General features: G+C 62.5%; 7 protein-coding genes. 5 read left to right on the forward strand and 2 right to left on the reverse strand.

Going from position 1 to position 7953, the window contains the following annotated elements:
• The 3 genes from recD to bfr all read left to right on the forward strand — a co-directional run.
• The coding region (gene recD, locus ACXWUF_RS14740) for an exodeoxyribonuclease V subunit alpha (protein ID WP_458495408.1) at window positions 1-2022 on the forward strand (2022 nt) is incomplete at its 5' end.
• 530 nt (window positions 2023-2552) lie between these two features.
• Complete coding sequence (locus ACXWUF_RS14745; protein ID WP_458495409.1) at window positions 2553-2753, forward strand: (2Fe-2S)-binding protein; 201 nt, start codon at window positions 2553-2555, stop codon at window positions 2751-2753.
• A 45-nt stretch (window positions 2754-2798) separates the two neighbouring features.
• Window positions 2799-3263 carry a bacterioferritin gene (gene bfr / locus ACXWUF_RS14750; protein WP_458495410.1) on the forward strand — a complete coding sequence of 155 codons (465 nt, stop codon included), beginning with the start codon at window positions 2799-2801 and terminating at the stop codon, window positions 3261-3263.
• A gap of 73 nt (window positions 3264-3336) precedes the next feature.
• Here the strand turns inward: bfr and cimA are convergent, their stop codons facing one another.
• Entirely contained in the window at window positions 3337-4941 is a 1605-nt protein-coding gene (cimA, locus tag ACXWUF_RS14755) for a citramalate synthase (protein ID WP_458495411.1), read from the reverse strand.
• A 276-nt stretch (window positions 4942-5217) separates the two neighbouring features.
• Entirely contained in the window at window positions 5218-6207 is a 990-nt protein-coding gene (locus ACXWUF_RS14760; RefSeq protein ID WP_458495412.1) for a hypothetical protein, read from the reverse strand.
• 41 nt (window positions 6208-6248) lie between these two features.
• Between ACXWUF_RS14760 and ACXWUF_RS14765 the strand changes: the two genes are divergently transcribed.
• Both ACXWUF_RS14765 and ACXWUF_RS14770 read left to right on the forward strand, forming a co-directional pair.
• The gene (locus ACXWUF_RS14765) at window positions 6249-6509 is read left to right on the forward strand and encodes a hypothetical protein (RefSeq protein ID WP_458495413.1); all 261 of its coding nucleotides are present in this window, start codon (window positions 6249-6251) and stop codon (window positions 6507-6509) included.
• 280 nt (window positions 6510-6789) lie between these two features.
• Window positions 6790-7755: an HpcH/HpaI aldolase/citrate lyase family protein gene (locus ACXWUF_RS14770; protein WP_458495414.1), complete on the forward strand. Its 966-nt coding sequence runs from the start codon at window positions 6790-6792 to the stop codon at window positions 7753-7755.
• Window positions 7756-7953 lie beyond the last annotated feature (198 nt).

Genomic DNA, 7953 nt, shown 5'->3' on the forward strand with positions numbered 1-7953 from the left:
CTTCCCCCCCTCATCGACGCCTGGACCGAACGCGACTGGCTCCGCCCGCTGGACCGGGCCTTCATGCGCTTTCTCCAATCCCTCGACCCGGCGGCGGAAAACCTGTGCCTGCTCGCCGCCACCCTCGCCAGCCATCAGCTAGGCCGGGGCCACATCTGCCTCGATCTGGCCGCGACCCTGGCCGCGCCCGACGAGGCGCTGTCCCTGCCGCCGGAGGGCGAATCGGAATATTACCGCCCGCCCCTGCCCTCCACCGCGCTGGTGGGCCTGACGGTCGGGGCGTTCCAAGCGGCGCTGGACCGCTCGGCGCTGGTGGGTAATGGCGCCGGACCCGCGCCGCTGGTGCTGGACGGCGAACGGCTGTACCTGCGGCGCTATTGGGAATACGAGCGGCAAGTGGGCGAATCCATCCGCGCCCGGCTGGCCCACGCCGCCGAAGTGCCCGACGATCTGGCGGCGCGACTGAACCAACTCTTCCCCGGCCAGTCCTCCCCCGGCGCGGGCGAAACGGTCGAGCCGGACTGGCAGAAGATCGCCTGCGCCATGGCGGCGGGGGGCTTCTTCACCGTCATCACCGGCGGACCCGGCACCGGCAAGACCACCACCGTGGTGCGCCTCCTGGCCCTGTTGCAAAGCGCCGCCCGGCAACGGGGACCGGCGCTGCGCATCCGCTTGGCCGCGCCCACCGGCAAGGCCGCCGCCCGGCTCACCGAATCCATCGGCAACGCGGTCAACCGCCTGCCGGAATCCATGCGCGAGGCCATCCCCACCGAAGCCAGCACCCTGCACCGGCTGCTGGGTGCCCGGCCAGATACCCGCCACTTTCGCCACCATCCCGGCAATCCCCTGCACGCCGACTTGGTGGTGATCGACGAGGCGTCGATGATCGACCTGGAAATCATGGCGGCGCTGCTGGCGGCCTTGCGCCCGGAAACCCGGCTGGTGCTGCTGGGGGACAAGGACCAGCTCGCCTCGGTGGAGGCCGGCTCGGTGCTGGGCGATTTATGCCAGGACGCCGACCGGCCCGGCTATCAGCCCGACACGGTGGCTTGGCTGTCCGCCGTGACCGGCGAGGACTTGAGCGGCCACGCCGGGCCGGGCGGGGCGCTGGCCCAACGGATCGTCTCGCTGCGGGTGAGCCACCGCTTCACCGCCGGGAGCGGCATCGGCCAGCTATCCCGCGCCGTGAACGCGGGCGATGGGGTGGAAACCGCGACGATTCTGAGCCGCCAGCCGCCCGACCTGGCGCGGGTCGCGCTGACCGAACAGGACGGCAGGGCGCTGGAAAGGCTGGCGCTGGACGGCGGGCGGGAGCATTTCGCCCGTGGTCCCGTGGACGCGAACGCCGCCGCCCCATCGCCCCTCCCGTCGCCACCCCAAGGCTACCGGCTATACCTGGAAACCTTGCGCCAAGGCCGCCCGTCCCTGGACGCCAGCCGCGAGGCGCACGAGGCCTGGGCCGACGCGGTGCTGGACGCCTTCGACCAATTCCAGTTGCTTTGCGCGTTGCGGCGGGGGGACTACGGGGTGGAGGGCTTGAACCGGCGCATCGCCGAGGCGCTGCACCGGGCGGGGCTGATCGGCCAAACCCAAGGCTGGTACGAGGGTCGGCCCGTGCTGGTCACGCGCAATGATTACAGCTTGGGGCTGATGAATGGCGACATTGGCATCGCTTTGCGGCTGCCGGATTTCTCCGGCGCGGCGGATTCCGGTCCCGCCCGGCTGCGGGTGGCGTTCCGCCAGCCGGATCGGAGCATCAAATCAGTGTTGCCGAGTCGGCTGACCGAGATCGAGACGGTCTACGCCATGACCGTGCATAAGTCCCAAGGCTCGGAGTTCACCCATGTGGCCCTGGTGCTGCCGGATCGGCCCAATCCGATTTTGACGCGGGAATTGATCTACACCGGGCTGACCCGCGCCAAGACTTGGCTCAGCCTGCTGCTGCCGGATGAGGGCATTCTGCCCCAGGCCATCGCCCGGCGGGTGCATCGGTCGGGGCGGCTGGGGGAAATTTGCGGCTGAGCGAACAGCGAACCCGGCACAATTGTCGGAAACCCGACAACCCAGCGCCGCGCATCCGGCCCGAACCAACCCGCGCATTTAAGCGGCTTCTCAGGCTCAACAAGGCCGCTCGCCACCCCATTTCCATCTAGCTGCTCCATTTCAGGGCAGGCCCGCGCCGTCCGCGCTCCGGCACTGGTCATTTCGCCCCGCCCAAGGGGGGTTCATCGCGAATCGCATCCCGCCTCGCCCGAATTTCCGTGACAAACCCCGCCTGTCCCAACCTATGGCACGCTTATCGCTTCCCCTTAGCCATAGTCCAGGAGAATGACTCACGGTGCCGAGAATCGTGAACACTCGAATCTCTTAAACCCCTTCAGTAACCAGGCAACGCTCTCAGCAAATCATGGGTATCTTCGGTAAACTGGCAAACCCGGACGGCAAGGGTCGGAATGGCATGAACAGCGAAGCCAGTGGCTTTTTCCAACGCGGCCCGAATCTCTCGGCGAGGGATCGGGTCAAACTGGAAAACGGCGGTTGAGGAGGCTGGCATGTACGTCTGCATCTGCCGGGCGGTCACAGACCGTCAAATCCGGGTCGCGATAGACGGCGGGGCTTGCACCCGTAAGCAATTGGCCGAATGCCTGGGCGTGGGCCGGGTTTGCGGCAAGTGCAACGCCGACGTCAAGGCCATGCTGGCGGGCGCGGCCAACTGCGGCAAGGCCGGGGGATGCCCCGCCAAGCCGAACTAGGCGAGCCGCCTGAACCCGAACATTTCACCCACAGGAAGCACACACATGAAGGGCGATAACAAAGTCATCGAATATCTCAATAAAGTCCTGACCAACGAATTGACCGCCATCAACCAATACTTTTTACATGCGCGGATGTTCAAGAATTGGGGACTCCACAAGCTCAACGAGAAGGAGTACCACGAATCCATTGACGAGATGAAGCACGCCGACAAGCTGATGGAGCGCATCCTGTTCCTGGAAGGCTTACCGAACCTGCAAGACCTCGGCAGGCTCAAGATCGGCGAGCATACCCAGGAAGTCTTGGAGTGTGATCTGACCTTGGAACTGGACGCTATCCCTGTGCTGCGCGAGGCCATTGTGTATTGCGAGCAAATCAAGGATTTCGTCACCCGCGAGCTGTTCGAGAACATTCTCGAAAGCGAAGAAGAACACGTCGATTGGCTGGAAACCCAGTTGGACCTGATCGGCAAGATCGGCATCCAGAACTACCAGCAATCCATGATGTAAACGATTGTCGTAAGCGAAAGGCGCATTCGGGCGGTTTTATACCGCCCTTTTTTTGTGCATAAGAAAGCGCGCCCTACGTCGGCGCTTCCACCCTATCCAATATCAACTTGTACTCAATGGCATCCACCAAGGCTTGATAGCTGGCGTCCACCATGTTCGCGGACACGCCCACCGTGCCCCACTTATTGTGGCCGTCGGTGGATTCGATCAACACCCGCACGGCGGCGCGGGTGGCTTGGCTGGTGGTCAACACCCGCACCTTGAAATCGGTCAGCCGCATGTCGGCCAGGGTCGGATAGAAGCCAATCAGCGCCTCCCGCAAGGCGTTGTCCATGGCGTTCACCGGGCCATTGCCCCGCGCCATGGTGCTGGAAACCTGATCCCCCACCCGTAGCGTCACCGTCACCTCGGATTCGGGCTGGCCTTCGTGGCCCTGTTTCTCATCGACCACCCGGAAGCCGTCCAACTCGAAATAACGCCGGAAGCGGTGCATGGCCTTCAGCAGCAGCAGTTGGAACGACGCCTCCGCGCCCTCGTAGGCGAAGCCGCGATGCTCCAACTCCTTGACCCGCTGGATGGTCTCGCGCACCGCCGGATCGTTCGGGTCCAGGTCCGTATCCAGGCCCATTTCGGCCAACTTCAAATGAATCGTGCTTTTCCCCGCCTGATCCGAGACCAGGATTTGCCGCTCGTTGCCGACCAATTCCGGGTCGATGTGTTCATAGAGCCGCGAGTCCTTGCGGATGGCCGAGACATGGATGCCGCCCTTATGGGCGAAGGCGTTGATGCCGACGAAGGGCTGGTGTTGCCAGGGCAGGCGGTTCGCCATCTCGTTGACATAGCGGGACAGCGAGCCGAGTTGGCACAGCCGCTCTGGGCTGACGCCGCAGTCCAGGCCCATTTTGAGTTGCAGCACCGGGATGATCGACACAAGGTTGGCGTTCCCGCAACGCTCGCCAATGCCGTTAATGGTGCCCTGGACCATCTTCGCGCCCATCCGCGCCGCCGCGATGGAGTTGGCAACGGCCAGTTCGCAATCGTTATGGGCGTGGATGCCGATGGTCGTGTCGGGGAACAGCTTGACCATGTCCCCCACCACCTGCGACACCACGTAGGGAATGCTGCCGCCATTGGTGTCGCACAACACCAGCGCATCCGCCCCACCCTCCCAGGCCGCTTTCAGCACCTCGATGGCGTATTCCGGGTTGTCGCGGTAGCCGTCGAAGAAATGCTCGGCGTCGAAGAACACTTGGGGCAAATGCTGTTTTAAGAAGGCCACGGAGTCGCGCACCAAGTCCAGATTCGCGGCCAGTTCGATGCCCAACGCCTTGGTGACGTGCAAGTCCCAGCTTTTGCCAAACACACAAGCGCCGTCCGCGCCGCTCTCGGCCAGGTAGCGGAGTCCCTTGTCGTTCTCGGCGGCGTTGCCGGGCCGGGCCATGCTGCCGAACACCGCCAGCTTGGTGTGACTCCAGCGCCGCCCGCGCGTCAGCTCGAAAAAGCGATCATCCTTGGGGCTGGCGCCCGGCCAGCCGCCCTCGATCCAGTCCATCTGGAATTCGGCGAGGCGGTCGGCGATGCGGGCCTTGTCCTCGGCGGAGAAGTTGATGCCAGCGGTTTGGCCGCCGTCGCGTAGGGTGGTGTCGAACAGTTGGATGCGGTCCGGTTGCGTGCGCATAGCGTTGATCTGATCTTACTGAATGGGAATCGGGAGGCCCGGTGGGATTGGGGGCGTCATGGGTTTCAATCGTTTCAATCCATTCCCGACATCATCCGCCGGGACAGAAATCTACCGGCTGATGGGACCAGTGGATTGGCCTCCTCATGCATAAAGAAGGCTATCAGATAGGATAGCCGGGCGATGTCCGGTGGTAAATCTTCGCATCCATGGAAGCCCCGCGCACAAAAAAGGGAGCCAGAAGGCTCCCTTTTTCGCCGGATACCAGGGGTCGGTTTAGAAACCGAAGCCCAGGTAAGCGCCGGTGGTCAGGCCGTCGGTGTCCGTCTTGTTGTAGACGGTGCCAACGCCCGGAACGGTGGACTTGTAGCTCAGATCGTCGCCGGTGAAGTTGTAGCGGAAGTCGATACCCGCCCACAGGCTCTTCCAGATGCGATATTCCACACCCGTGCCCAGCATCAGGCCCGGATTCAACACCGTTACGCCGCTGGAGGGCGGGCTGATGACGTTGATGCTTAGACCGAAGGGGATGATCCAGGGACGCAGGTCACCCTCCAGCAGATTGAACTTGATCTTGGGAGAAGCCGACAGGGTGAACTGGGTCAGCTGGTTTCTGATCTTGATGGTGCCCGGCGGAGTGCCAGCGATGTTGTTGGAGGCGGCGTCTACCAGGGTGTTCCAGCTTGAACCGAAGTTCATGTACTGGAACATGACTTCGCCATCGACCGCGATCATGTCGGTCATGCCCCACAAGTCGTTGGTCAGGCGATGGTCGAAGCCAGCACCCACGTACCAACCTTCACCGTCCTTCTGGGTCGGAGGCGTGCCGGTCAAACCGAGCGCGTTGGTGTTGTTGTTGACGAGCAACAATTCATTGTTGCGGGCATGTTCCATCTTCGCGTAACCGCCACGGAAGAACAGCAGGTCGCTGCCTTCTTCTGCCTTGGCCAGCTTCGCGTCGATTTCCTGCTGCTTGGCTTCAACCTGCTGAACCGCAGATTGAGCTTCGGCCCTGGCTTCGGAACGGGTCCGGCCCAGCTCGGAACGCAGGCTGGAGACTTCGTCTTCCAGTGCCCGCAGGCGACGGTCGGCGCTGGAAGCCACAGGCGCGGCGGCAACCGTAGCGCGCTTGTGCTTGACGACCTTGCTGGACTTCGCCTTAGCCTTCTTCTGGTGAGCCATGGCCGCTTCCGGAGCCATGCCAGCCACTAACAAACCGGCGGTAATCATTGCCGCCAAACCCATGGATTTCTTAATCGTTTTCATAAGTATTAGCCCCCTTCAGTAGTTGTGAGGAGTTAAATTCGTTGCACGCTAGCAACAAAAAGTTGCGCAACGGCTGGATGCTAACAAAAAACCAGCGACACAACAACGATTCCATGGAAAGAAATGTAAAAAATTTTGCCAACCCGCCCGCTCTCAAGCTGGCTGAAACACTTGCGGCAAACGGCCCACGCGACAAATACCGGAACAAACAAAAGGTTGCCCTGGCCCCTGAAAGCCTTCCTGGCACCTCGTCCGGCGTTGTTGCCTGTTTCCAACGAATCCATATACAAGGTCCGTACTAGCCCAACTGGCAACACGCCCCATTGATGCGGTTATAATGCGCGGCTTCGCCGTTTCGGGTAGTGTCCATTTAATCAATGACTTCCCGCCCTTCGCCCAGGGTCCAGCAAGCCCGTGGGTCGGTGTGGTGGTGGCCCAACGGAAAGCTTCGGTCTCTGTTTGCGTCAGCCAAACAAGAGTCCGGGCCAATTCGAGGCAACATCCCCTCTTCCACCCATGAAGACGGGCGAGGAACCGCCCGCGATTCATCTATTCGTGAACCCAATAACCTAGAGGCACGGCATGGCCGTAAAAAATCGCTTACACCGCAGTGAACTGGCGGTCCCCGGCAGCAATAAGCGCATGTTGGAGAAAGCCCCGGATTCGGGCGCCGACATGGTTTTCCTGGACCTGGAAGACGCCGTGGCACCGGACGACAAGGCGCAGGCACGGGCCAACATCATCGAGGCGCTGCAAACCTACGACTGGTCGAAATGCGCCGTGTCCATCCGCATGAATGGCCTGGATACCCATTACGCCTACCGCGATTTGGTCGAGGTGGTGGAAGCGGTCGGCGACAAGCTCGACACCATTCTTATTCCCAAAGTGGGCAGCGCCGCCGACGTGTATTTCGTCTCGACCATGCTCTCCCAGATCGAAGCTTATAAAGGCTTCAAGCAGATCAATATCCACGCCCTCATCGAAACCGCGATGGGCATGGCGAACGTCGAGGAAATCGCCCGCACCTGCCCGGAGCGCATGGAGGCCATGGTGTTCGGCGTGGCCGACTACGCCGCCTCCGTCCGCGCCCGCACCACCCAAATCGGCGGCGCCAATCCCGACTACGGCATGTTGACCGACCCGGACGAAAGCGGCGCCCGCTTCTTCCACTGGGGCGACCAGTGGCACTTCGGTATTTCCCGCATGGTGGCGGCGTGCCGCGCCTACGGTCTCCGCCCCATCGACGGCCCGTTCGGCGACTTCGGCGACCCCGAGGGTTATAAGGTCGCCGCCCGCCGCGCCGCCGCCTTGGGCTGCGAGGGCAAGTGGGCCATCCATCCATCCCAGGTCGCCCTGGCGAACGAAGTCTTCACCCCGACCGAGAAGGAAGTCTCCCGCGCCCGCCGCATCCTGGTGGAAATGGAGCAGGCCGCGAAGGAAGGCAAAGGCGCCGTGTCGCTGGATGGCCGCTTGATCGACGCCGCGTCCATCCGCATGGCCGAGAACGTGGTCAGACAAATTGAACAAATCGAATCCCGTCAATCTTAAATCCCCAAGGGCCAGCACCTAAAGGTGCGCGAGACGCGCCCCAGCCAATCATGAGGAAGCAAGCGCAGTGAACATCCATGAGTATCAAGCAAAGGAATTGCTGCAAACTTACGGCGTGCCGGTCCCCAACGGCACCGTGGCCTTCATTCCGGAGGAGCCGCGCTCACTGGTGTTCGCGGACCGAGCCGGCGCCTTCCG

It is taken from the genome of Methylomagnum sp. (assembly GCF_054333355.1).

Coding starts and splice junctions, on each gene's coding strand:
- ACXWUF_RS14745 (WP_458495409.1), top strand. CDS start 2,553: ATGTACGTCTGCATCTGCCGGGCGGTCACAGACCGTCAAATCCGGGTC.
- bfr (WP_458495410.1), top strand. CDS start 2,799: ATGAAGGGCGATAACAAAGTCATCGAATATCTCAATAAAGTCCTGACC.
- cimA (WP_458495411.1), bottom strand. CDS start 4,941: ATGCGCACGCAACCGGACCGCATCCAACTGTTCGACACCACCCTACGC.
- ACXWUF_RS14760 (WP_458495412.1), bottom strand. CDS start 6,207: ATGAAAACGATTAAGAAATCCATGGGTTTGGCGGCAATGATTACCGCC.
- ACXWUF_RS14770 (WP_458495414.1), top strand. CDS start 6,790: ATGGCCGTAAAAAATCGCTTACACCGCAGTGAACTGGCGGTCCCCGGC.